Origin of the sequence: Janthinobacterium lyxosi, assembly GCF_051380665.1 — a bacterium.
In the GTDB taxonomy this organism is placed as follows: Bacteria; Pseudomonadota; Gammaproteobacteria; order Burkholderiales; family Burkholderiaceae_D; genus Janthinobacterium.
Genome location: NZ_JBNYXM010000007.1, coordinates 118,661 through 140,104, shown reverse-complemented (window position 1 = coordinate 140,104; position 21,444 = coordinate 118,661). Strand labels below are relative to the sequence as shown.

At 64.3% G+C, this 21,444-nt stretch carries 21 protein-coding genes; 11 read left to right on the top strand and 10 right to left on the bottom strand.

Annotated features, from left to right (window positions below; genetic code table 11):
• Positions 1–20 precede the first annotated feature (20 nt).
• The 6 genes from ACQ4WP_RS09285 to ACQ4WP_RS09260 all read left to right on the top strand — a co-directional run bounded on the left by ACQ4WP_RS09285 (position 21) and on the right by ACQ4WP_RS09260 (position 7,240).
• Positions 21–272 (top strand): exodeoxyribonuclease VII small subunit, encoded by a 252-nt coding sequence (locus ACQ4WP_RS09285; protein WP_010394784.1) that lies wholly within the window; start codon positions 21–23, stop codon positions 270–272.
• Positions 269–1,180 (top strand): polyprenyl synthetase family protein, encoded by a 912-nt coding sequence (locus ACQ4WP_RS09280; RefSeq protein WP_436519898.1) that lies wholly within the window; start codon positions 269–271, stop codon positions 1,178–1,180. Before ACQ4WP_RS09285 ends, ACQ4WP_RS09280 begins: the two co-directional genes overlap by 4 nt.
• A complete protein-coding gene (gene dxs, locus ACQ4WP_RS09275) occupies positions 1,181–3,049 on the top strand; it encodes a 1-deoxy-D-xylulose-5-phosphate synthase (protein WP_436519896.1) in 1,869 nt (622 codons plus the stop codon).
• A 193-nt stretch (positions 3,050–3,242) separates the two neighbouring features.
• The gene (locus tag ACQ4WP_RS09270) at positions 3,243–5,324 is read left to right on the top strand and encodes an FUSC family protein (RefSeq protein ID WP_436519894.1); all 2,082 of its coding nucleotides are present in this window, start codon (positions 3,243–3,245) and stop codon (positions 5,322–5,324) included.
• Positions 5,325–5,411: 87 nt separating this feature from the next.
• Positions 5,412–6,551, top strand: a complete 1,140-nt coding sequence (locus ACQ4WP_RS09265; RefSeq protein ID WP_436519892.1) for a cytochrome-c peroxidase — start codon at positions 5,412–5,414, stop codon at positions 6,549–6,551.
• 311 nt (positions 6,552–6,862) lie between these two features.
• A complete protein-coding gene (locus ACQ4WP_RS09260) occupies positions 6,863–7,240 on the top strand; it encodes a glutaredoxin family protein (protein WP_436519890.1) in 378 nt (125 codons plus the stop codon).
• 317 nt (positions 7,241–7,557) lie between these two features.
• Here ACQ4WP_RS09260 and ACQ4WP_RS09255 read toward each other — a convergent pair whose 3' ends face one another.
• Entirely contained in the window at positions 7,558–8,112 is a 555-nt protein-coding gene (locus tag ACQ4WP_RS09255) for a cob(I)yrinic acid a,c-diamide adenosyltransferase (protein ID WP_436519888.1), read from the bottom strand.
• Positions 8,113–8,264: 152 nt separating this feature from the next.
• On the opposite strand from ACQ4WP_RS09255, the gene ACQ4WP_RS09250 reads away from it, so the two are divergent.
• The 3 genes from ACQ4WP_RS09250 to glcF are packed head-to-tail and all read left to right on the top strand — an operon-like array spanning position 8,265 to position 12,084.
• The gene (locus ACQ4WP_RS09250; RefSeq protein ID WP_436519886.1) at positions 8,265–9,755 is read left to right on the top strand and encodes an FAD-linked oxidase C-terminal domain-containing protein; all 1,491 of its coding nucleotides are present in this window, start codon (positions 8,265–8,267) and stop codon (positions 9,753–9,755) included.
• A gap of 16 nt (positions 9,756–9,771) precedes the next feature.
• On the top strand, positions 9,772–10,848 hold the full coding sequence (glcE, locus tag ACQ4WP_RS09245) for a glycolate oxidase subunit GlcE (RefSeq protein ID WP_436519884.1): 1,077 nt from the start codon (positions 9,772–9,774) through the stop codon (positions 10,846–10,848).
• Between the two features lie 6 nt (positions 10,849–10,854).
• On the top strand, positions 10,855–12,084 hold the full coding sequence (gene glcF / locus ACQ4WP_RS09240; RefSeq protein WP_436519882.1) for a glycolate oxidase subunit GlcF: 1,230 nt from the start codon (positions 10,855–10,857) through the stop codon (positions 12,082–12,084).
• Here the strand turns inward: glcF and ACQ4WP_RS09235 are convergent.
• The 4 genes from ACQ4WP_RS09235 to ACQ4WP_RS09220 all read right to left on the bottom strand — a co-directional run bounded on the left by ACQ4WP_RS09235 (position 12,077) and on the right by ACQ4WP_RS09220 (position 17,046).
• Positions 12,077–14,188 carry a putative bifunctional diguanylate cyclase/phosphodiesterase gene (locus ACQ4WP_RS09235; protein ID WP_436519880.1) on the bottom strand — a complete coding sequence of 704 codons (2,112 nt, stop codon included), beginning with the start codon at positions 14,186–14,188 and terminating at the stop codon, positions 12,077–12,079. The genes glcF and ACQ4WP_RS09235 overlap by 8 nt on opposite strands.
• A 184-nt stretch (positions 14,189–14,372) precedes the next feature.
• Positions 14,373–14,858, bottom strand: coding sequence for a glutathione peroxidase (locus ACQ4WP_RS09230; RefSeq protein WP_436519878.1), 486 nt, complete (start codon positions 14,856–14,858; stop codon positions 14,373–14,375).
• Position 14,859: 1 nt separating this feature from the next.
• On the bottom strand, positions 14,860–15,999 hold the full coding sequence (locus ACQ4WP_RS09225) for a PilT/PilU family type 4a pilus ATPase (protein WP_436519876.1): 1,140 nt from the start codon (positions 15,997–15,999) through the stop codon (positions 14,860–14,862).
• Positions 16,000–16,002: 3 nt separating this feature from the next.
• A complete protein-coding gene (locus tag ACQ4WP_RS09220) occupies positions 16,003–17,046 on the bottom strand; it encodes a type IV pilus twitching motility protein PilT (protein WP_436519874.1) in 1,044 nt (347 codons plus the stop codon).
• A 70-nt stretch (positions 17,047–17,116) separates the two neighbouring features.
• Between ACQ4WP_RS09220 and ACQ4WP_RS09215 the strand changes: the two genes are divergently transcribed.
• The gene (locus ACQ4WP_RS09215; RefSeq protein ID WP_436519872.1) at positions 17,117–17,818 is read left to right on the top strand and encodes a YggS family pyridoxal phosphate-dependent enzyme; all 702 of its coding nucleotides are present in this window, start codon (positions 17,117–17,119) and stop codon (positions 17,816–17,818) included.
• A 16-nt stretch (positions 17,819–17,834) separates the two neighbouring features.
• Complete coding sequence (gene proC, locus ACQ4WP_RS09210; RefSeq protein ID WP_436519870.1) at positions 17,835–18,665, top strand: pyrroline-5-carboxylate reductase; 831 nt, start codon at positions 17,835–17,837, stop codon at positions 18,663–18,665.
• 7 nt (positions 18,666–18,672) lie between these two features.
• On the opposite strand, the gene ACQ4WP_RS09205 is transcribed toward proC, so the two are convergent.
• From ACQ4WP_RS09205 to ACQ4WP_RS09185, 5 genes are all read right to left on the bottom strand, one after another.
• Complete coding sequence (locus ACQ4WP_RS09205; RefSeq protein ID WP_436519868.1) at positions 18,673–19,389, bottom strand: anti-sigma factor; 717 nt, start codon at positions 19,387–19,389, stop codon at positions 18,673–18,675.
• Positions 19,386–19,943 (bottom strand): sigma-70 family RNA polymerase sigma factor, encoded by a 558-nt coding sequence (locus ACQ4WP_RS09200; RefSeq protein ID WP_436519866.1) that lies wholly within the window; start codon positions 19,941–19,943, stop codon positions 19,386–19,388. The genes ACQ4WP_RS09205 and ACQ4WP_RS09200 overlap by 4 nt, the downstream gene beginning before the upstream one ends.
• Positions 19,944–20,036: 93 nt before the next feature.
• Positions 20,037–20,594: a DUF3455 domain-containing protein gene (locus tag ACQ4WP_RS09195; protein WP_436519864.1), complete on the bottom strand. Its 558-nt coding sequence runs from the start codon at positions 20,592–20,594 to the stop codon at positions 20,037–20,039.
• 88 nt (positions 20,595–20,682) lie between these two features.
• Positions 20,683–21,033 carry a hypothetical protein gene (locus ACQ4WP_RS09190; protein ID WP_436519862.1) on the bottom strand — a complete coding sequence of 117 codons (351 nt, stop codon included), beginning with the start codon at positions 21,031–21,033 and terminating at the stop codon, positions 20,683–20,685.
• On the bottom strand, positions 21,030–21,416 hold the full coding sequence (locus tag ACQ4WP_RS09185) for a phage holin family protein (RefSeq protein ID WP_436519860.1): 387 nt from the start codon (positions 21,414–21,416) through the stop codon (positions 21,030–21,032). The genes ACQ4WP_RS09190 and ACQ4WP_RS09185 overlap by 4 nt, the downstream gene beginning before the upstream one ends.
• Positions 21,417–21,444: the final 28 nt, after the last annotated feature.

Sequence of the window (21,444 nt, the reverse complement as noted above, 5' to 3'; positions counted from 1 at the left end):
CCACGAAGAGATCTGAGTCTATGTCGAAGAAATTAACTGCCGCTGCCGCAGCGCCGGCCTCGTTTGAAGAGGCAATGGCGGAACTGGCGCAGCTGGTAACGCAAATGGAAGCGGGCCAGTTGCCGCTGGAAGCATCGGTCGCGGCGTATCAGCGCGGCTCGGAACTGGTCAAGTATTGCGCCACCCAGCTCGACAGCGTCGAAGCGCAGGTAAAGGTACTGGAAGGCGACATGTTGAAACCGTTCGTGGATGCCGGCGAGGCCGCGCTATGACGGCCAGCGTGCAGCAAGACGGCGTGACCTTCGGCGACTGGATGCAAAACACGCAATCCGGCGTGGAAGGCCGGCTCGACCAGTTTTTGCCTGCGGCAGACACCGTGCCGCACAAGTTGCACGCGGCCATGCGCTACGCGCTCTTGGGCGGCGGCAAGCGCGTGCGCCCGCTGCTGGTGATGGCGGCTGGCGAATTGTTTGATGCCGATCAAGATACGCTCGCGCGCGCCGCGTGCGCGCTGGAAATGATTCACGTGTATTCGCTGGTGCATGATGACATGCCTTGCATGGATGACGATGCCTTGCGCCGTGGCAAGCCTACCGTGCACATCGCCTACGATGAAGCGACGGCCCTGCTGGTGGGCGATGCGCTGCAATCGCAGGCGTTCATGCTGCTGGCCGAAGGCGCGGCCATTCCGCCGGCGCGGCAAATGGCCATGCTCAAGCTGCTGGCGCACGCGTCTGGCTCGTTTGGTATGTGCGGCGGCCAGGCGATTGACCTCGACAGCGTCGGCTTGGCCTTGAGCCTGCCGCAGCTGGAACAGATGCATCAACTCAAGACGGGCGCCTTGCTGCGCGCGGCCGTGATCCTCGGTGCGCTGGCCGGCAAGGACTTGACGCCAGACGAGATGACGGCGCTGAACGCCTATGCGCGTGCCGTCGGACTGGCTTTCCAGGTGGTCGACGACGTGCTCGACGCGACGGCCGATTCGGCCACCCTGGGCAAGACGGCGGGCAAGGATGCGGCGGCCAACAAGCCCACCTACGTATCGATTCTGGGGCTGGAACCATCGAGAGCCCTGGCAGAACAATTGCGGTGCGACGCCCATGCGGCGCTGGCGCCATTCGGGGACAAGGCACGCCGTTTGCGCGAGCTGGCGGACCTGGTCGTGCAGCGGAAGGCATAAATGAAACTGTTAGAAACCATCAATGAACCAGCGCAAGTGCGCAAGCTGGCCCGCTCGCAACTGGTGCCGCTGGCCCAGGAATTGCGCAGCTTCCTGCTCGATTCCGTTTCCAAGACAGGCGGCCACTTGTCGTCCAATCTGGGCACGGTCGAGCTGACCGTCGCGCTGCATTACGTGTTCAACACGCCGCACGACCGCATCGTCTGGGACGTGGGCCACCAGACCTATACACACAAGATTCTCACGGGCCGGCGCGAGCGCATGCATACCTTGCGCCAGAAGGATGGCATTTCCGGCTTCCCGAAGCGCGACGAGAGCGAATACGACACCTTCGGCACGGCGCACTCGTCGACGTCGATCTCGGCCGCGCTGGGCATGGCGCAGGCCGCCAAGATCAAGGGCGACCCGCTGCACGCGATCGCCGTGATCGGCGACGGTTCGATGACGGCCGGCATGGCCTTCGAGGCGATGAACAATGCGGGCGTGCAGGAAGACGTCAACCTGCTGGTGATTCTGAACGATAACGACATGTCGATCTCGCCGCCTGTCGGCGCGCTGAACCGCCATCTGGCGCGTTTGATGTCGGGCCAGTTCTATGCGGCAGCGAAAAATGTCGGCAAGTCCGTCTTGCCCGGCCCCGTGCTGGAATTGGCGAAGCGCTTTGAAGAGCACGCCAAGGGCATGGTGGTGCCCGCCACCATGTTCGAGGAATTCGGTTTCAATTACATTGGCCCCATCGACGGCCACGACCTCGATTCGCTGATCCCGACCTTGCAAAATATCAAGCAATTGAAGGGTCCGCAATTCCTGCACGTGGTCACCAAGAAGGGCCAGGGCTACAAGCTGGCAGAAGCGGAACCGATCCTGTACCACGGCACGGGCAAGTTCAATCCGGCCGAGGGCATCAAGCCGGCCACGGCGCCAGCCAAGATGACGTACACGGAAGTGTTCGGCAACTGGCTGTGCGACATGGCCGCGCACGACAAGCGCCTGGTGGGCATCACGCCGGCCATGCGCGAAGGCTCGGGCATGGTCAAGTTCGAACAGCAATTCCCCAACCGCTATTTTGACGTTGGTATTGCCGAGCAGCATTCCGTGACGTTTGCCGCCGGCCTGGCTTGCGAGGGATTGAAACCCGTCGTGGCCATCTATTCGACCTTCCTGCAGCGCGCCTACGATCAGCTGATCCACGACGTGGCCCTGCAAAACCTGGACGTGACGTTCGCGCTGGACCGTGCCGGCCTGGTGGGCGCCGACGGCGCCACGCATGCGGGCAACTACGACATGGCGTTCTTGCGCTGCATCCCGAACATGGTCATCATGGCCGCGTCCGACGAAAACGAATGCCGGCAAATGCTCACCACGGGCTACCACTATCCGGGTCCGGCCGCGATCCGCTATCCGCGCGGCGCCGGTGCCGGCGCGGCCATCGTGCCGGAACTCACCAGCATAGCCATCGGCAAGGGCGAAATCAAGCGCCAGGGCAAGCGCATCGCCATCCTCGCCTTCGGTTCCATGGTGGCGCCTAGCGTGGCGGCGGGCGAGAAGCTCGACGCGACGGTAGTGAACATGCGCTTCGTCAAGCCGCTCGACGTGGCGCTGGTGAAACAGCTTGCCGCTGAGCATGATTACCTGGTGACGGTGGAAGAGGGCTGCATCATGGGCGGCGCCGGTTCGGCCGTGGCCGAAGCCCTGGCGCTTGAGGCCATCGTCAAGCCGATTTTGATGCTGGGCTTGCCGGATACTTTCATCGACCATGGCGACCCCGTGCAATTGCTGAAAAGCGTGGGGTTGGACGCCACCGGCATCGCCGCCTCGATCGAGCAGCGCTACCCGGCAGCTGGACCGCGCCTGGCGATGGTCAGCTAAGACGCTCAAGCAAGATAAAAGAAGCGGCACTGCGGTGCCGCTTTTTTTCGCCTGCATCCCATTTACATTGCACTGCAACATTTTTCGCCCGGGAATGCTACGATGACGCTTTGATATTTTCTCAAAGTCCACCTTGCATTTCAGGAAACTCCACCGCCGTTCACGCGCACTGGCCGGCCGCTGGCTGACGGGCATGCACGCCTACACCGATACCCTGGCGCAGCGCCGTCCCCTGTGGATGGTCACGCTGGCCATCGACGAAACCAATCTGTCCGAAGGACTGCGGGCCGCCTGCGCCTCGAGCGCCATGTTGCTCTTGGGCTTGCTGTTCGACCACCCCGATTTCTCCTGGGCCGCCATCGGCGCCTTCTGGACTTGCCTGGCCGACGCGGCCGGCACGCGGCGCATGCGCTTCGTCTCGATGCTGGGCTTCGGCTTGCTGTCCACCGTGGCTGGTGGCCTGACAGCGCTGGCGGCCGGGCATGGCGTGGCGGCGGCGGCCATCGCCGTGCTGCTGTTTTCCTGGGCCGGCGCGCTGGCGCGCATCTGGGGGGCGGCCACGGCGCAAGTGGCCATCTTGGCGGCCACGGCCTGCGTGGTGATGGTCACGCACCCGCTGGCATCGATGACGCAGACGGCGCCTTTCCTGGGCCTGTACATGTTTGGCTGCCTGTTTGCCACCGTGCTCAGTTTTACCGTCTGGCGCATCCACCCGTTCGGCCCAAGCAGGCGCGCCATCCGCGCCGCGTATTCGCGCCTGGCAGGCATCGCGCGCGACAATGCGCGCTTCCTCGAACATGACGCGCCGCAGGCGGGCGTTGCCGCGCATGGCGCCAGCTACCGTTCGCAGGCGCGCGCCGCGCTGGAAGCGGCGCGGGTGGCGCTGGCCGCCGTGCCACCCGCGCGGGCGGGCCGCAGCGCCCTGTATGACAACCTGCTGCTGGCCCTCAGCGACGCCGAGCGCATTTTCGCCTATCTGATCGCCGTCACGCATACGTGCGAGCGCGAGCAGCAGCGCTTGCGCCAGGACCCGCGTGCGCGGCGCAGCCTGGAAGTGATGGCCGTGCTGCTGCGCCGCCTGGGGCAAGCCGTGCAGCGCCAGCCGGAAACGCCGCCTTTGGCCTTGCAGCGCCGCCTGGCCGGCTGCGGACGGCGCCTGGAAGCGGCGCTGGGCGCCTTGCTGCCCTTGCGCCTGAACGTGGACTTTATCGAGCTGGGCTTGCCGCGCGCGGCGCAGCTGCCGTGGCGCGAGGCGGCTTTCCTGGCGCTGGGGCAGGCGTGGCAAACGGCAAAAGTCAACGCCACGCCACAGTCGCTGAGCTGGCGCCATGCGGCGCGCGTGTCGCTGGCGACGACGGCCGGCTTCCTGCTGGTCGATACGCTACACATTCCGTTCGGCTACTGGGCCACCATGGCGACGTTATTGATACTGCAGCCGTCCGTGTCGACCACCTGGCCGCGCGGCATCGAGCGCGTCGCTGGCAGCGTGCTGGGCGCCGTGCTGGCCGTGCTGATCGGCCTGGCGGTCCACACGCCGCTGGCGATCTCGCTGGTGGTGTTTCCCCTGATCGTCGCCACCATGGCCTTGCGCCGCGTCAGCTACAGCCTGCACGTGCTGTTCATGACGCCCGCCTTCGTGCTGGTGGCCGACTATGCGGCGCCGGCCAGCGAGATGGTGTACGCGATGAGCCGCCTGGGCAACAATGTGCTCGGCTGCGTACTGGCCCTGCTGGCCACGTTTTTCCTGTGGCCGGACCGCGAGGCGGACGACCTGGACCAGCGCCTGGCCAAGGCCGTGTCGGCCAACCTGAAATACCTGCTGGCCGTGCTGGCGGCAGGCGGACGTTGGGATAGCGCCATCGCGCGCCTGCGCCGCGAGGCGGGGCTGGCCAGCAATAACGCCGAACAAGTGCTGCAACGCTTGCGCATCGAACGCCGCCTGGACCGCAGCGCCGGAGTGGGCCTGGCGGCGCTGCGCACCTTGCCGCTGCTGCGCCGCGTGGCGGGCAGCACGGCGCGCATCAGTTTGAGTCCCCAGGCCGAGCCGGCGACGCCCGAGCTGCAGCGGTGGATTGCCGAAGTCAGCGGGGAGATCGATGCGCTGCTGCGCGGTGATTCCGGCGCCCCTGCGCCCGGCCCCTGCATCAGCGAGGTGCTGACGCCTTTGCAGGCCGACGCCGTGGCCCAGGTGCAGCTGCTGCGCGGCTTGCTGCGCGAGCATGTGCAGCCGCAAGCGCAGGGAAATCCGGGAAAATTGACGCAGGTCGCTGAATAGCCACCGCCTGTCCGCTTTCGCTTTGTCGCTGCCATGCCGGATGGTTATCATTTGTCGATGCCAGCGTACAAGACAGGAATGAGCGACGTGTATAGATTTACAGTGGGAAAGACAGGATGGGCGGCGACTGCCGTGCTGGCCATGACCTTGGGATTGCCAGCAGGAGGGGATGCCGCGGCGCGCGAGACCGATGCTGTCGTTTGCACCACGCCGCAGGGCTGGAATCTCGCCTGCCTGCGCCACACGTATGCGCGACCGATGGCCGGCTGGCCCCGTCCGCAGGTGGCCGAGGGCGTGATGCCGGCCGAGCTGGCCCCGGTCTCGGCCATGCCCGCGCTGTCCGTGGCGCCGGCGGTCGTGGCGCTGGGGCAGCGTCTGTTCAACGACCCGCGTTTGTCGCGTTCGAACGCGGTGGCTTGCCTCAGCTGCCACAGTCCCGCGCACAGTTTTGCCGACAGCAAGCGCGTTTCCGTGGGGCACGAAGGGCGGCTGGGCCAGCGCAATGCGCCGGGCTTGCTGGGTGTGGCGCAGATCAAGCCGCTGTTCTGGGATGGCCGCGCCAGCTCCCTGGAAGAGCAGGCGCTGGGGCCCTTGCAGCATGCCGACGAGATGGCCATGGATGTGCCGGCCCTGCCGGCCAAGCTGGCCGCGCTCGGTGATTACACGGCGCAGTTCGATGCGGCTTTCGGCCAGGGCGCCGGCGTGACCCTGCCGCGCATTTTGACGGCACTGGCCGACTACCAGCGCACCTTGCTGCCGCCCGTCACGCGTTTCGATACTTTCCTGGAAGGCGAACGCACGGCCCTGAACGACCGCGAGCTGCTGGGCCTGCATCTGTTCCGCACCAAGGCGCGCTGTATGACGTGCCACAGCGGGGCCTTGCTGACGGACCAGCAATTCCATAACCTGGGGCTGACGTATTACGGGCGCAAGAAATATGAAGACCTGGGGCGCTATCTGGTGACGGGCAAGGATGAGGACGTGGGCAAGTTCCGCACGCCGGGCTTGCGCGGCGTGGCGCAATCGGGACCGTGGATGCACAACGGCCTGTTCCCGCAGATGGTGGGCCTGCTGAACATGTATAACGCGGGCATGTTGCGCCCCGTGCCGCAAAACGCGCAGCAGGCGGCCGATCCGAAGTTCCCCGTCACCTCGCCCCTGCTGCAGCCTTTGCATCTGACGTCCGAGGAAATCATCGCGCTGAAGAGCTTTCTGGAAGCCCTGTAGCCGCTCGGCCGGCTGCGCCCGCAGCCGGCCTTTTCCTGCTTGCGGCGTCAATATTGTATAGACGTTTGGCGCCCCGCAATCTCTCCAAATGCCACATTTCATGGGAGTCGCCGATATATTTTCCAAAGTGGAAATTTATCGAAAGGAAACGTTGACTCTAAAATAAGTGCGGTCTATATTCGTTTTTGTAGCAAGCTCATTCGGTATGCGCAGCACCCGGACACGGGTTGTGGGTAGGACGGTGCCTTTGTTGTGGCCGTGATTTTCATCAACCATAGTAAATGTCGTCGCAGACAAGGAAAGCGCTCACGATGCAGAAAAAACTGAAAACCACGGCGCTGTACCTGGTGATCCTGGCCGCCGGCCTGGGTAGCGGTTATGGCTTGTCCTTGCTGCCTGGTTTATTCAAACCGACTTACACGGAAGGTAATTATGCCGCGTATTTCCCGAATGCCCAGGCGAAGGTGGTGTTGTACGGCACGGACTGGTGCGGCTATTGCGCCAAGACGCGTGCGTATTTCAAGGAAAACAAGATTGAATTCGTCGATCTCGATATCGAGAAATCCCCGGCAGCAAAAAAAGCCCATGAGGAACTCGGCGGCGGCGGCGTGCCGGTGGTGCTGATCGGCAACCGCAAGATCCAGGGTTTCAATACGGGCGCGCTGGAAGCGGCGCTGAAGAAAATCTGATTACCGGATGGCGCGTACTGGACGGCGCGCCATGGATGTCCGTCATCGTCTGTCAACTCAACAGGAGTGCTTATGTTTAAAAAACTGGGTTTCTTTTTGTTTGCCATGGGCGTCAGCGCGTCGTATGCCATGGCCGGCAGCGGCGAGCCGGCGTGCTATTCGCAGTGTAACGACGATCTGGAACAGTGCATGAGGGACCATCCGGGGGCACCGGGCGCTTGCTCCAAGATTCATCGGATGTGCTATGACAGCTGCGCGCCAGATTAAATGAAGTTTGCCGGCTTGCCAGTACGCTGGCCAGGCCGGCAGTGGCGGCTTTATCCCCGCGCGCGGTCATGCCGCCACAGCACGTCGCTACCGCCGCCAAAGCGGTTCAGCACGCGCGACAGCACGAACAGCAAGTCCGACAGGCGATTCACGTACTGGCGCGGATGTTCATGGATAGGCTCTGCATTGGCCAGCGCGACGATGCTGCGCTCGGCGCGGCGGCACACGGTGCGGCACACATGCGCCAGCGAGGCGGCGCGCGAACCGGCCGGCAGGATGAATTCACTCAAGGCCGGCAAGTCCGCATTGTATTTTGCCAATAGCGCATCGAGGCGCAGTACGTGTTCTTCCTTGATCAGCTGGTAGCCGGGGATGCAGATTTCTCCGCCCAGGTCGAACAGGTCGTGCTGGATGGCCACCAGCTCTTCGCGCAAGGCGTCGGGCATGGCTTCGCACAGCAGCAATCCGATATTGGAGTTCAGTTCATCCACGTCGCCCATGGCGTGGATGCGCGCGCTGTCCTTGCTGGTGCGGCTGCCGTCGCCCAGGCCGGTGCTGCCATTGTCGCCCGTGCGCGTGGCGATTTTCGAAAGTCGCTTACCCATGATGCTGATCCTGTCAAAGAAGAATGGGGGCAGCATACGACACTGCGCGCCGCCTGGCCGCGGATTTGGCGTCGAAATGGACAAAAAAAGCGCTGCGCGCCACTTTTGTGCTTACAATCGTTGCACGCCCATGCCCTATTGCCCCCAATCTTATGCTCAATGCTGCCCCTGAATCCGGATTGACCGCCGCGCGCCAGCAAGCCGTCGTCGCGGCCCTGCTGGCCGTGCTGCCGGCCCGCTGCGTGCTGTCCGACGCCGAAGATACGCGCCCGTACGAATGCGACGGCCTGGCCGCCTACCGCCAACTGCCGATGGTGGTCACCTTGCCGGATACGGAAGAACAGGTCATCGCCATCCTCGGCGTCTGCCGCGAGCTGAAGGTGCCGATCGTGCCGCGCGGCGCCGGCACGGGCCTGTCGGGCGGTGCCTTGCCGATCGCCGACGGCGTGGTGCTGTCGACGGCGCGCCTGAACCGCATCGTGCGCCTCGATGCCTACGCGCGCACGGCCGTGGTGCAGCCGGGCGTGCGCAACCTGGCCATTTCCGAAGCGGCGGCGCCCTACGCCTTGTACTACGCGCCCGATCCCTCGTCGCAGATCGCCTGCAGCATCGGCGGCAATGTGGCGGAAAACTCGGGCGGCGTGCATTGCCTGAAATACGGCTTGACCGTGCACAATGTGCTGCGCGTGCGCGTCGTTACGATTGACGGCGACGTGCTGGAACTGGGCGGCGAATGCCTGGACTCTCCGGGCCTCGACCTGCTGGCCGTCTTCATCGGTTCCGAAGGCATGCTGGGCATCGTTACGGAAGTGACGGTCAAACTGATCCCGAAACCGGCCACGGCGCGCGTCATCATGGCGTCGTTCGGCGACGTTGTCACGGGCGGCAATGCCGTGGCCAACGTGATCGCCGCCGGCATCATCCCGGCCGGCCTGGAAATGATGGACCAGACCTCCTCGCGCATGGTCGAACCGTTCGTCAAGGCCGGCTACGACACCGACGCGGCGGCCATTTTGCTGTGCGAAGCGGACGGCACGCACGCGGAAGTGGAAGAGGAAATCGCCCGCATGACGGCCGTGCTGGAAGGGGCGGGCGCCAGCGCCATCGCCGTCTCGCAGTCGGAAGCGGAGCGCATGAAGTTCTGGTCCGGCCGCAAGAACGCCTTTCCTGCGGCGGGACGCATCTCGCCCGACTACTACTGCATGGACGGCACCATCCCGAGAAAAAAACTGGCGGAAGTCCTGACGGGCATCGCCGGCATGGAAACGACGCATGGCTTGCGCTGCGCCAACGTGTTCCACGCGGGCGATGGCAATCTGCATCCCCTGATCCTGTTTGACGCCAACAAGCCCGGTGAATTCGAGCGCGCCGAAGCGTTTGGCGCGGACATACTGGCCCTGTGCGTGGCCGTGGGCGGCACCATCACGGGCGAGCATGGCGTGGGCATGGAAAAGATCAATTCCATGTGCGTGCAATTTACGCGCGCCGAACTCGATGCCTTCTTTGCCGTCAAGCGTGCCTTCGATCCCCACACCTTGCTGAATCCGGACAAGGCGATACCCACCTTGAACCGCTGCGCCGAATTCGGCAAGATGCATGTGACGGCGGGACGCCTGCCGTTCGCCAACCTGCCCCGTTTTTAATTTGCCGGAGACTCCTTTGCAAGCGATAGTGGAACAATTCAGGCAGCAGATCCTGGCGGCCAGCGCAGCGGGCAAGCCGTTACGTCTGCGCGGCGGCGGCACCAAGGACTGGTATGGTCAGCAGTTCGATGGCGAGGTACTCGACACGCGCGCGTATGCGGGCATTATCGACTATGAACCGACGGAGCTGGTGATCACGGCCCGCTGCGGCACGCCGCTGGCGGACATCGAGGCGGCGCTGGCCGCGCGCAACCAGATGCTGGCCTTCGAGCCACCGCATTTCGGCCCTGGCGCCACGGTGGGTGGCGTCGTCGCCAGTGCGCTGTCCGGCCCGCGCCGGGCCAGCGCGGGCGCATTACGTGATTTTGTGCTGGGCGCCGTGCTGATGGATGGTCGTGGCGAGCGCCTGGCCTTTGGCGGGCAAGTCATGAAGAACGTGGCCGGCTATGATGTCTCGCGCCTGCTGGCGGGTTCCCTGGGGACATTGGGCCTGATCCTGGACGTGTCGCTGAAGGTGCTGCCCCTGCCGCTGCGCGAAGCGACGTTCCGCGTGGCGTGCGCGGAAATCGCCGCCTTGCGCATGCTCAATGAATGGGCGGGCAAGCCGCTGCCGATCTCCGCCAGTTGCTGGCATGACGGTGTCTTGAGCGTGCGCCTGTCCGGCGCCGAAGCTGCCGTGTCGGCGGCGCTGCACACGCTGGGCGGCGAGCTGCTGGCACCGCAAGACGCGGCCGCTTTCTGGCTGGCCGTGCGCGAGCAGACGCACGCTTTCTTTGCGGGCGCGGGCAGCCTGTGGCGGCTGTCGCTGCCGCCGCACGCCAGCGCCATGATCCTGACGGGGCGCCAGCTGATCGAGTGGGGCGGCGCGCAGCGCTGGCTGAAGCTCGATGCCGACGCTGACGCTGACGCCGATAGCGCCCGGCACATTCGCCAGGCGGTGGCTGCCGCCGGCGGCCACGCCACCCTGTTCCGCGGCGGCGACAAGGCGGTGGGCGTGTTCCACCCGCTGGCGCCGGCCGTGGCAACCATCCACCAGCGCCTGCGGCAGGCTTTCGACCCTGCCGGCATCTTCAACCCGCACAGAATGTATTGAGCGCGCATGCAAACCAATCTCGCCGATTTCATCAAGAATACGCCGGCAGGCGACGAAGCTGAAGCCATCCTGCGCGCCTGCGTGCATTGCGGCTTTTGCACGGCCACCTGTCCCACTTACCAGTTGCTTGGCGACGAGCTCGATGGCCCGCGCGGACGCATTTACCTGATCAAGCAAGTGCTCGAAGGCGCGCCTGTCACTGCCAAGACGCAGATGCACCTGGACCGCTGTCTGACCTGCCGCAACTGCGAGTCCACCTGTCCCTCGGGCGTGCAATACGGGCGCCTGGTCGATATCGGCCGCAACGTCGTCGAGCAGCGCGTGCAGCGCCCCTTGCGCGAGCGGGCCTTGCGCTTCGCCCTGAAGGAAGCCTTGCCGCGCCGCTGGCTGTTTACGCCCGTGTACAAGGCGGGACAGGCGCTGCGGCCCTTGCTGTCAAAAAGCTTGCAGGACAAGCTGCGCCCCGGCGCCGCTGCCGGCGAATGGCCCGCGCACCAGCACGCGCGCACCATGCTGCTGCTCGACGGCTGCGTGCAGCCGGCCATGTCGCCGAACATCAACGCGGCCACGGCGCGCGTGCTCGATGCGCTGGGCGTGCAGTTGATCGTCGCGCCGAAGGCCGGCTGCTGCGGCGCGCTGCGCCATCACCTGAACGACCAGGAAGCGGCGCTGGACGACATGCGCCGCAATATCGACGCCTGGTGGCCGTATGTCGACAGCGCGGAAGCTATCGTCATGACGGCGTCGGGCTGCGGCGCCACGGTGAAGGAATATGGCCACCTGCTGGCGCACGACGCCCAATATGCGGAGAAGGCGCTGCGCATCGCCGCACTGACGCGCGATTTGTCCGAGATCATGCCCGCGTTCGAGGCGGAGCTGGTGGCGAAGCTCAAAGGGCGCATCGGAAAAAGAGTGGCGTATCACCCGCCTTGCACCCTGCAGCATGGCCAGCAGGTGCGCGGCAAGGTGGAGCAGGTGTTGCGCGCCGTCGGCGTCGACGTGCGCCTGTGCGCGGACAGCCATCTGTGCTGCGGTTCGGCGGGCACGTATTCGATCTTGCAGCCGGCACTGTCGCAGCAGCTGCGCGACAACAAGGTGGCGAACCTGGAAGCGTGCGAGCCGGACATGATCGTGTCGGCGAATATCGGCTGCCTGAGCCACTTGCAGTCGGGTACGGAGACGCCCGTGCGGCATTGGATCGAGTTGATTGATTCCGCTTTGACGCCCGTCAAATAGGTGTCTCGCTATACTGGGCTATACGCCATTGCGGCGCAGGGATGAAATTGTTCGCCCACTCCAGCACGGCGTCGGCCGGCATGGGGCGGGCGATGCCGTAGCCTTGCGCCAGGTCGCAGCCCAGCTGGATCAGGCGCGCGCCATGCTCGACGCTTTCCACGCCTTCGGCGATCACCGTCAGGGAAAATGAACGGGCCAGGCCGATGACGGCGCGCACCAGATGCAGGTCGTCGCGGTCGTTGAGCATATTGCGCACGAAGCTCTGGTCGATCTTGACGATGTTCGCCGGCAGGCGCTTTAAATATGACATCGACGAGTAGCCGGTGCCGAAATCGTCGAGCGCGAAGGTGATGCCCAGCGCCTGGCAGGCGCGGATGATGCGGCGCACGTCTTCGATGTCGTGCAGGGCAGACGATTCGAGGATTTCCAGTTCCAGCATGCTGGCGCGCACGCCGGGAAATTCGCCGAGGATGGTTTCCAGGCGCGAGACGAAGTCCGGTTGCTGGAAGTGGCGCGCCGCGATGTTCACGCTGACCACCCAGTGCTTGCCGCAAGCCACCCAGCGCTGCATCTGCCACAGGGCCTGGCGCAGCACCCATTCGCCGATGTCGATGATCAGGTCCGTCTGCTCCACCAGCGGCAGGAATTGCGCGGGCGCCAGCACGCCGCGGCGCGCATGCTGCCAGCGCAGCAGCGCTTCCATGCCCACTACCGTGCCGGCGCGCATGTTTACCTTGGGCTGGTAGTACAGCCGCAGTTCGCCGTTGATCAGGGCCTGGCGCACTTCCGTGCGCTGGTTGTGGTGCGTGCGCACTTCTTCATCGAAGTTGGTGTCGAAGAAGTGATACTGGTTGCGCCCCGTCAATTTCGCCTGGTAGACGGCGTGGTCGGCATGACGCAGCAGACTTTCCGTATTCAGGTCCTTGCCCGCATAGACGGCGATGCCGACGCTGGCCGTCATGTGCAGCGCCTGCTGGTCGCACTGGTAGGGGCGGCTCAGTTCCTGCATCAACTGCGTGACGTTCTGTTCGATGCTGGCGATGCTGGCCTGGCCGCACAGCAGCAGAACGAATTCATCGCCGCCCAGGCGCGCCGCGTAGTGGACCTGGCCCGTAAAACTGTGCAGGCGGCCCGCCACCTGCTTGAGGATTTCATCGCCCGCCTCGGCGCCGTAGCGGTCGTTGATGGCCTGGAAGTGGTCGAGGTCGAACAGGCAGACGGCCAGCAGGCGCTGGCGTTCGCGCGCCAGAAACAGTTCCTGTTCGAAACGGGCGGCCAGCGCAGCCCGGTTTGGCAAGCCTGTCAGCACGTCATTGTAGTTTTGCCATGACAGTTTTTGCAGCGTCTGCTGCATGTGCACGGTTTCGTTGAGCTGTTCGCCCAGCTGGCGCTGGCTGGTCTTGAGCGAGGAAAACAGTTCTTCGACATCGCCGGCCATGCTGTTGAACGAGTGCGACATGGCTTGCGCTTCCGGCGTGGCGCCAGCCGTCAGGCGCACGGCGAAGTTGCCTTCGCGGAAGCGGTCGGTCGTTTGCGCGAGCCGCGCCAGCAGCCTGCGGTGCGACGCCAGGATCAAGCCCAGCAGGAGGAAGACCAGCACGATATTGATGGTGCTGAGGACGGCCTGCTCGCGCACCCTGTGCCATACCTGCGCCAGGGGCAGGCCGGGCGTGTAGTGCAGGTCGAGGATGCCGTCGCCGCCGTCCGGCAGCGCCACCGTCAGGCGGCTGCGGATGGCTGTGATGCCGGCCAGGCGCGCGAACCACGCCGGCACCGTAGCCGCCACGCTGTCGGCCAGCGGTTTGTCGGCCAGCACTTCGAGATGCCCGCCAGCCGTATCCCAGCGCACGGAGGCGAGGCTGCGGTTCAGCGGCAGGGCGCTACGCAGCACCTGGCGCACGCTATCGTGCATCGTGTGACTGTCCGTGCGCACGGCCAGTGGCAGCACGCTATTGGCCAGGAACAGGTCGAGTTGCCGGGCATCGCTCTGGTAGCGCGCATTGGCCAGCGCGCTTTCCGTACCGAGCAGGGCGTGATAACGGATAGCGAAAACGGCGAGTATCAGGAAGAAAATAGGAATGAACAGGCGCGAATAAATGCCCATCCGCATCCATGAAGATATTAATTTCCCAAAGACTGGCATCGTTTTTTGATCGATATATGCGAATAATTATGTCAACATTATCACCGAAATTTGCTATTGGAAACGCAATATTGATATCAAGCATGAAATAAATACGGATTGTTTGATTTCAACGATTGTTGTCCTAAATCCAATCGTCGAATCGCTATTCCTGTAGTAATTGCCGAATGTCAGCCGCCAGGCTGGCCGGTTTGCTGGTCGTTGCATAGCGGCGAAATACGCTGCCATCCTTGCGCACCAAAAATTTGGTGAAATTCCACTTGATCGACTGCGTGCCGAATATGCCGGGCGCCGCCTGTTTTAATTGTGCAAACAGTGGATGGGTATGCGGGCCGTTCACGTAACCCTTGGCAAACAGGGGAAAGGTGACGCCGAAGTTTTTCTCGCAAAAGGCGTTGATTTCCCCGTTCGAGCCCGGTTCCTGCTGGCGGAATTGGTTACAGGGAAAGCCCAGCACGACCAGGCCCTGGTCCTGGAATTCGCGGTACAGCGCTTCCAGGCCCCGATATTGCGGCGTGAAGCCGCAGGCGCTGGCTGTGTTGACAATCAGCAATACCTTGCCTTTGTAGCGCGCCAGGTCGATCGGCGTGCCGTCCAGCGCCTCGGCCTGGAAATCGTGGATGCTGGTCATGTCAAAGGAGCCCCAGTTTGGTGGTGCCCGTTTGCGGGGCCGGTTCTGGCGCCGTCGTGCCCTTGAGTTTGATCGCCAGGCGCAGGTCGTTGACGGAGTCCGCATTGCGCAGCGCGTCTTCATGGCTGATGGCACCCGCTTCGTGCAGGTCGAACAGGGCATGGTCGAAGGTCTGCATGCCATGTTCGCGCGATTTTTTCATCAATTCCTTGATTTCGTGCACCTGGCCCTTGAAGATCAGCTCGCTCATCAGCGGTGAATTGAGCAGGATTTCCAGCGCCGCCTTGCGCCCGCCGCCCTCCTTGTTGGGGATCAAACGCTGTGAAATCATGCCCTTCAAATTGAGCGACAGGTCCATCAGCAACTGCTGGCGCCGTTCTTCGGGGAAGAAATTGATGATGCGGTCCAGCGCCTGGTTGGCGTTGTTCGCGTGCAGGGTCGCCAGGCACAAGTGCCCCGTTTCGGCAAACGCGATGGCGTGGTCCATGGTGTCGCGGTCGCGGATTTCACCGATCTGTATCACATCGGGCGCCTGGCGCAGGGTGTTTTTCAGGGCCGTGGCCCAGTCGTCCGTATCGACGCCCACTTCGCGCTGGGTGACGATGCAGTTGCCGTGCGGGTGGATGAATTCCACGGGGTCTTCGATGGTGATGATGTGGCCATGGCTGTGCGCGTTGCGGTGGCCCACCATGGCCGCCAGGGTGGTCGACTTGCCGCAGCCCGTGGCGCCCACCATGATGACGAGGCCCCGCTTGCTCATGACGATGTCTTGCAGGATGGCGGGCAAGCCCAGCGCGTCCAGGCTGGGGATGGCGGTATTGATCAATCGCAAGACCATGCCTGCCTGGCCCATCTGCACGAAGGCGGACACGCGAAAGCGTCCCAGGCCGTCCGGACTGATGGCGAAATTGGCTTCGCGGCTGGACTCGAACTCGGCCGCCTGGCGCGCGTTCATGACGGCGCGCACGTAGCCGGCCGATTGCTGCGCGTCGAGCGCGCCGCCTGCCAGCGGCGTCAGCTTGCCGTCGAGCTTGATGGCGGCGGGAAAGCCGGCCGTGATGAACAGGTCGGAGCCGCCCCGTGCGCGCATCTGCGCCAGCAGCGCGTGCATGGCGCCATAGTGTTCGTGCGTCGTCTGCATGGTTTATCCGGGGAAGTTTTCGGGCGACTTGGCGGCCGAGCGGGCCGTTTCCGCCGTGATCGTGCCGCGCCGCACCAGGTCGGAGAGGCACTGGTCCAGGGTCTGCATGCCCACATTGCTGCCCGTCTGGATGGCCGAATACATTTGCGCCACTTTTGCCTCGCGGATCAGGTTGCGCACGGCTGGCGTGGCCAGCATGATTTCATGCGCGGCCACGCGGCCGCTGCCATCCTTGGTCTTGAGCAAGTTCTGCGAAATGACGGCTTGCAGCGATTCGGACAGCATGGCGCGCACCATTTCCTTTTCCTCGGCGGGGAAGACGTCGATGATGCGGTCGATCGATTTTGCCGCCGACGAGGTGTGCAGGGTGCCGAACACCAGGTGGCCTGTTTCGGCCGCCGTCAGCGCCAAACGGATGGTTTCCAGGTCGCGCAATTCGCCCACCAGTATCACGTCCGGGTCTTCGCGCAGGGCCGAGCGCAGCGCATTGCTGAACGAATGCGTGTGCGAACCCACCTCGCGCTGGTTGATCAGGCATTTTTTCGGTTCGTGCACGAATTCGATCGGGTCTTCGATGGTCAATATATGGTGGTTCAGGCGCTCGTTGACGTGATTCACCATCGCCGCCAGCGTGGTCGATTTACCGGAACCCGTCGGACCCGTGACCAGCACGAGTCCCCGCGGGCGCATGGCCAGCTCGCCGAAGATGCGCGGGGCGTTGAGCTCTTCCAGGGTCAGCACTTTCGACGGAATCGTGCGCAGCACGGCCGAAGCGCCCCGTTCCTGGTTGTAGGCATTCACGCGGAAGCGGGCCAGGCCGGGAATCTCGAACGAGAAATCGCATTCCAGCGCTTCTTCATACGCCTTGCGCTGGCTGTCGTTCATGATGTCGTAGATCATGCTGTGCACTTCCTTGTGCTCGAGCGGGGCCACGTTCAGGCGGCGCACGTCGCCATGGACCCGTATCATCGGCGGCAGGCCGGAAGACAGGTGCAAGTCGGAAGCCTTGTTGCTGACGGAGAAAGCGAGTAGTTCGGAGATGTCCATTTATAATCCCTGTGCCTGCATTGATGGGCTGGCGCACTGTGCCGCCGCCCCTATACACTAGAAAATGATTATGTCCACAATCGAACAGAACTTGCAAGCCGTGCGCGACAGTATTGCGCAGGCGGCGCTGGAGGCGCAGCGCGCCCCTGGCGACGTGACCCTGCTGGCCGTCTCGAAGACCTTCGGCGCGGACGCCGTGCTGGAGGCCATGCGCGCGGGCCAGGCGGCATTTGGCGAAAATTATTTGCAGGAAGCGCTCGACAAGATCGCCGCGGTCCAGCTTGCGCTGCCGCAAGGTGGCCCCGTCTGGCACTTCATCGGCCCCATCCAGAGCAACAAGACGCGCCCCATCGCCGAACATTTTGATTGGGTGCACACGGTGGAGCGGGAAAAGATCGCCGCGCGCCTGTCCGAGCAGCGTCCGGCCGGCTTGGCGGATCTGAATATCTGTCTGCAAGTCAATATCAGCGGCGAGGCCAGCAAGAGCGGCGTGACGCCAGCTGAATTGCCGGCGCTGGCGCGCGCCGTGGCGCAACTGCCCCGCTTGCGCCTGCGCGGCCTGATGGCCATTCCCGAGCCGGAAACGGAACTCAGCCGCCAGCGCGCGGCCTTTGCGCAATTGCGCGCGCTGTACGAACAATTGAAGGCCGAAGGACTGGCGCTCGATACCCTGTCGATGGGCATGTCGGCCGACTTGCGCGCCGCCGTGCTGGAAGGCGCCAGCATCGTCCGTGTGGGCAGTGCCATCTTCGGTTCCCGCAACTATTCCTGATGAAGAGAGAACAAGCATGACGACAGAATTGAATATCGCCTTTGTGGGCGGCGGCAACATGGCGGCGGCCCTGATCGCCGGCCTGGCCGGCAAATTGACCCTGGGCGGCAATATCCACGTGATCGACCCGCACGCGCCGGCGCTGGAAAAGTTGCAGGCGCAGTTCGGCGTCACGACGGCGACTTGCGCGGGCGTAGCGCTGCGCGGCGTGGACGTGATCGTGCTGGCCGTGAAACCGCAAAGCATGCGCGAAGTGGCGGCCCAGCTGCTGCCCTTCCTCGACGGAGACAGGGCGCCATTGGTCCTGTCGATCGCGGCCGGCATCCGCGCGCAAGACCTGTCGCGCTGGCTCGGTAATTATCCCGCCATCGTGCGTTGCATGCCGAATACGCCGGCCCTGATCGGCATGGGCATCACGGGCATGGTGGCCAGCAGCGGCGTCAGCGACGAGCAAAAGAAGACGGCGGACGCGATCCTGCGCGCCGTCGGCCAGACCGTCTGGCTCGATGACGAAGCCAAGATCGACCCTGTGACGGCCGTGTCCGGCAGCGGTCCCGCCTACGTGTTTTACTTTATCGAAGCCATGCAGCAAGCGGCCGCCGAGTTGGGCTTGACGCCCGAGCAGGGCACGCAGCTGGCGATTGCCACGTTTACGGGCGCGGCGCAGCTGGCGGCGAACTCCAGCGAACCCGTGTCGCTGCTGCGCGAGCGGGTCACGTCGAAAGGCGGCACCACGTATGCGGCGCTCACCAGCATGGAAGAGAGCGGCGTCAAGGCGGCCATCGTCAAGGGCATCAAGGCGGCCGCGCAGCGCGGACGCGAGATGGGGGATGAGCTGGGTAAATAAAACCGGCTTACATCACCTTCACGGCGCGGCCGATGTATAAAACCGGCCCCGTCGGCCGGCCCGTGGGCGAACCCGTTGCCGGCTCCAGCGTGATTTCAAACAGTTGCTCCGGCTGCAGCGGCGGCAGTTTATCCAACGTAACCTTGAGGCTTTGCCCCGGCTTGACCAGGCCCAGCGAGACAGGCGCGCCCCAATCCTTGCCCTTGGTCCAGAATTGCAAGGCTTTTTGCTGCGGCACGCTAGTCGGTCCCAGCGGGATCAGGCTCAGGTCGTGGTTCTTGCCGCCGCGTCCGCCCGCCTGCACGATCCAGCCCGGCGATTTATCCTGCGGCGCCACCAGCACCACCAGGTAGCCGGGTCCGGCTGGTGCTTGCAGTAGCGTAGTGACCAGCACGGCCAGCGCGGCCGTGGCCACCAGGCCGCCGCCGGCCAACACTCTCCAGAAGGCCAGGCTGTTCCACCACGCCTGCCAGCCGCCCGCCTGTTGCACGGTTTTCGGCGTGAACAGGCTGGCGCTGATGCGCGGCCACAGTTGCGCGGAGGGCGTTTCGGGCGGCGCCAGGGTCGTCAATGGCAACAGACGCTGTTCCCAGGCATCGACTGCAGCGCGCAAGGCTGCGTCGCGCGGCAAGCGCTGTTCCACTTCCGTGCGCTCGGCCAGTTCCAGTGTACCCAGCACGTACTGGCCGGCCAGCCTTTGCAATTCCTCGTCGCTGTTGATCATCCCATGCACTCCCGCAAGGCGGCCAGGCCCCGCTTGACCCAGGCTTTGACGGTTCCCAGTGGCGCTTGCAGGCGCTGCGCGATTTCGCTATGGGAACAGCCATCGACGTAGGCATACAGGATGCTGTTGCGCTTGCCTTCATCCAGGTGACCGAGGCAATCGTGCAGCTTGCCCATGTTCGCTTGAAGGGCGTAGGCATCACCGGCGTCGTCGCCGTGGCGTTGGTGCAGCAGGGTTTCCACGCTATCCTCGTCGGCCGATACTTCATGGGCGCGGGCGCGCGCCACGTCCAGCGCCTGGTGCCGCACCACCACATAGATCCAGCCCTTGCCGCTGCCGCGCGTGGCGTCGAAGCTGCCGGCGCGGCGCCAGATATTCAGGAAGGCGTCGTGCAGCACGTCTTCGGCCAGGGCCCGCTGGCGCACGATGCGCAGGGCCACGCCCAACAGGTAGCGGCTTTCCTGCTGGTACAGGCCGTGCAATGCCTGCTGCTCGCCCCTGGCGCAGGCGCGCAGGGCGGCATCGTAATCGAAGGGAGCGGCTAGCGTTGGCAAGGTTGGCGCAATCGTCAAGAGTAAAACGGTTAGCAAGTTTTTAATGCCGAGTATAGGCCAGAAACCAGCTTGCCAACCGTCGTTTTCACTGACTTATGCGGCTTTCCAAAAGATATAGTCAGCCTGGTAGGGCACCCATTGCCTGGCGCCGATGGACTCCATGCCGCAGGGGCTGCTTGGCGCCACGCCGCCGCTGGTGGCCACGCGCTGGATGTAGCTGACGCCCTGCATGGCGCCGCTGCCCGTGGCCGGATTGGCTTTCACCAGCTGATACGGGATATTGCCCGCGCCGGCGGGCGCTACGGCCACTTGCGTCGCCGTCACTTTCGAGCCGTCCAGGTTGGCCCAGGTGGCGGGCGGACCGACATACGTGCCCACTTGCATGCCGCTGCGGTCGTTCAGGGCCGCGTCCGGGCCCACGAAGACCCATTCATGGCCCGTCATGTCTTTTTTTGCCTTGCATTCGTAGGCGATCTTGCCCACGCCCACCGTCTGCATGGCGACTCGATGGCCATCGGGCACCTTGACGGCGTTCGGCAATTGTTCCTGCGAATAGCGGGCGCTCATGGGGGCGCAGGCGCTCAGCAGCAGGGCGGCGCCCAGCACAGTGAGGGCGGGAATGGCGTGGCGTGGGGCGGTGATGGCAAGCATGGCGAACTCCTCGTAGTTGGCTCAACCGGTTGGTTGATACCATTACTACGCAGGGGCTCGCCATTTGGATGCAGCCAGGAAAAATATTCTAAGGCGGCGGCGTTTCTTTCTTGCTGAACCGCCGCGTCAGCGCCAGTACGACGGGCATGACGGCCGTCGCATGCTTGAGCAGCGCGCCGCTGGCCCGCAACAGCGGCAGGATGCGGCGCGGGCGCACCAGCGCCAGGCCCAGCACGGCGCCTCCCACCATCAGGGGAATCTTGAAACGCGTGGCGAGGGTGTGGCGCAGATTGCCGCCCGTCAAAGGTTCCAGCAACTGGCGCGTCTGCACGCGCAGGGCCAGGCGCTGCAGCGCGCATTCGGCCAGCAGCGCATCGCGCCGCTGCGCCAGGCTGGCGGCCGTGTGGACATGCGACAGTTTGGTGGGATGCGTGGTCATGGCCGCTCCGCTCCCCGGCGGGCCAGCAGTTGCAGCTCGTCCAGGTCTTTGTTCAGTTCGGAAAGTGTGAAGGACAGCAGTTTCGGCTTGCTGCGGAAACTGGCGCGCACGCCCAGCAGGGTGGCGAGGGCGGCGCCGATGAAGACGGCGGCCGTGATGGCGATGGCGGCGATGCGGTGCGTATCCCAGAACAGCACGATGACGAGGAACACGATCAATACCAGGCCGACAAACAGGCACAGCAGTGCCAGCATGGCCAGCGCCAGATAGGACAGGAAGCGCAGCGACTCTTCTTCCATTTCCACGGCCGCCAGGGCCAGACGGGTCTGGACGATGGCGGCGAGGGTCGCTGCGACTTGGGCGACATGGTGCACGATAGCCATATGCTGCCTTTCGCGTCAGAAGACGGCC

Bases quoted from the DNA above. Each gene is read 5' to 3' on its own strand.
- glcF (WP_436519882.1), top strand. From the start codon at position 10,855: ATGCAAACCAATCTCGCCGATTTCATCAAGAATACGCCGGCAGGCGAC.
- ACQ4WP_RS09190 (WP_436519862.1), bottom strand. From the start codon at position 21,033: ATGACCACGCATCCCACCAAACTGTCGCATGTCCACACGGCCGCCAGC.
- proC (WP_436519870.1), top strand. From the start codon at position 17,835: ATGACGACAGAATTGAATATCGCCTTTGTGGGCGGCGGCAACATGGCG.
- ACQ4WP_RS09260 (WP_436519890.1), top strand. From the start codon at position 6,863: ATGCAGAAAAAACTGAAAACCACGGCGCTGTACCTGGTGATCCTGGCC.
- ACQ4WP_RS09280 (WP_436519898.1), top strand. From the start codon at position 269: ATGACGGCCAGCGTGCAGCAAGACGGCGTGACCTTCGGCGACTGGATG.
- ACQ4WP_RS09225 (WP_436519876.1), bottom strand. From the start codon at position 15,999: ATGCAGACGACGCACGAACACTATGGCGCCATGCACGCGCTGCTGGCG.
- ACQ4WP_RS09255 (WP_436519888.1), bottom strand. From the start codon at position 8,112: ATGGGTAAGCGACTTTCGAAAATCGCCACGCGCACGGGCGACAATGGC.
- ACQ4WP_RS09250 (WP_436519886.1), top strand. From the start codon at position 8,265: ATGCTCAATGCTGCCCCTGAATCCGGATTGACCGCCGCGCGCCAGCAA.
- ACQ4WP_RS09205 (WP_436519868.1), bottom strand. From the start codon at position 19,389: ATGATCAACAGCGACGAGGAATTGCAAAGGCTGGCCGGCCAGTACGTG.
- ACQ4WP_RS09185 (WP_436519860.1), bottom strand. From the start codon at position 21,416: ATGGCTATCGTGCACCATGTCGCCCAAGTCGCAGCGACCCTCGCCGCC.
- ACQ4WP_RS09270 (WP_436519894.1), top strand. From the start codon at position 3,243: ATGCACGCCTACACCGATACCCTGGCGCAGCGCCGTCCCCTGTGGATG.
- ACQ4WP_RS09215 (WP_436519872.1), top strand. From the start codon at position 17,117: ATGTCCACAATCGAACAGAACTTGCAAGCCGTGCGCGACAGTATTGCG.
- ACQ4WP_RS09220 (WP_436519874.1), bottom strand. From the start codon at position 17,046: ATGGACATCTCCGAACTACTCGCTTTCTCCGTCAGCAACAAGGCTTCC.
- ACQ4WP_RS09285 (WP_010394784.1), top strand. From the start codon at position 21: ATGTCGAAGAAATTAACTGCCGCTGCCGCAGCGCCGGCCTCGTTTGAA.
- ACQ4WP_RS09230 (WP_436519878.1), bottom strand. From the start codon at position 14,858: ATGACCAGCATCCACGATTTCCAGGCCGAGGCGCTGGACGGCACGCCG.
- ACQ4WP_RS09195 (WP_436519864.1), bottom strand. From the start codon at position 20,594: ATGCTTGCCATCACCGCCCCACGCCACGCCATTCCCGCCCTCACTGTG.
- dxs (WP_436519896.1), top strand. From the start codon at position 1,181: ATGAAACTGTTAGAAACCATCAATGAACCAGCGCAAGTGCGCAAGCTG.
- ACQ4WP_RS09235 (WP_436519880.1), bottom strand. From the start codon at position 14,188: ATGGGCATTTATTCGCGCCTGTTCATTCCTATTTTCTTCCTGATACTC.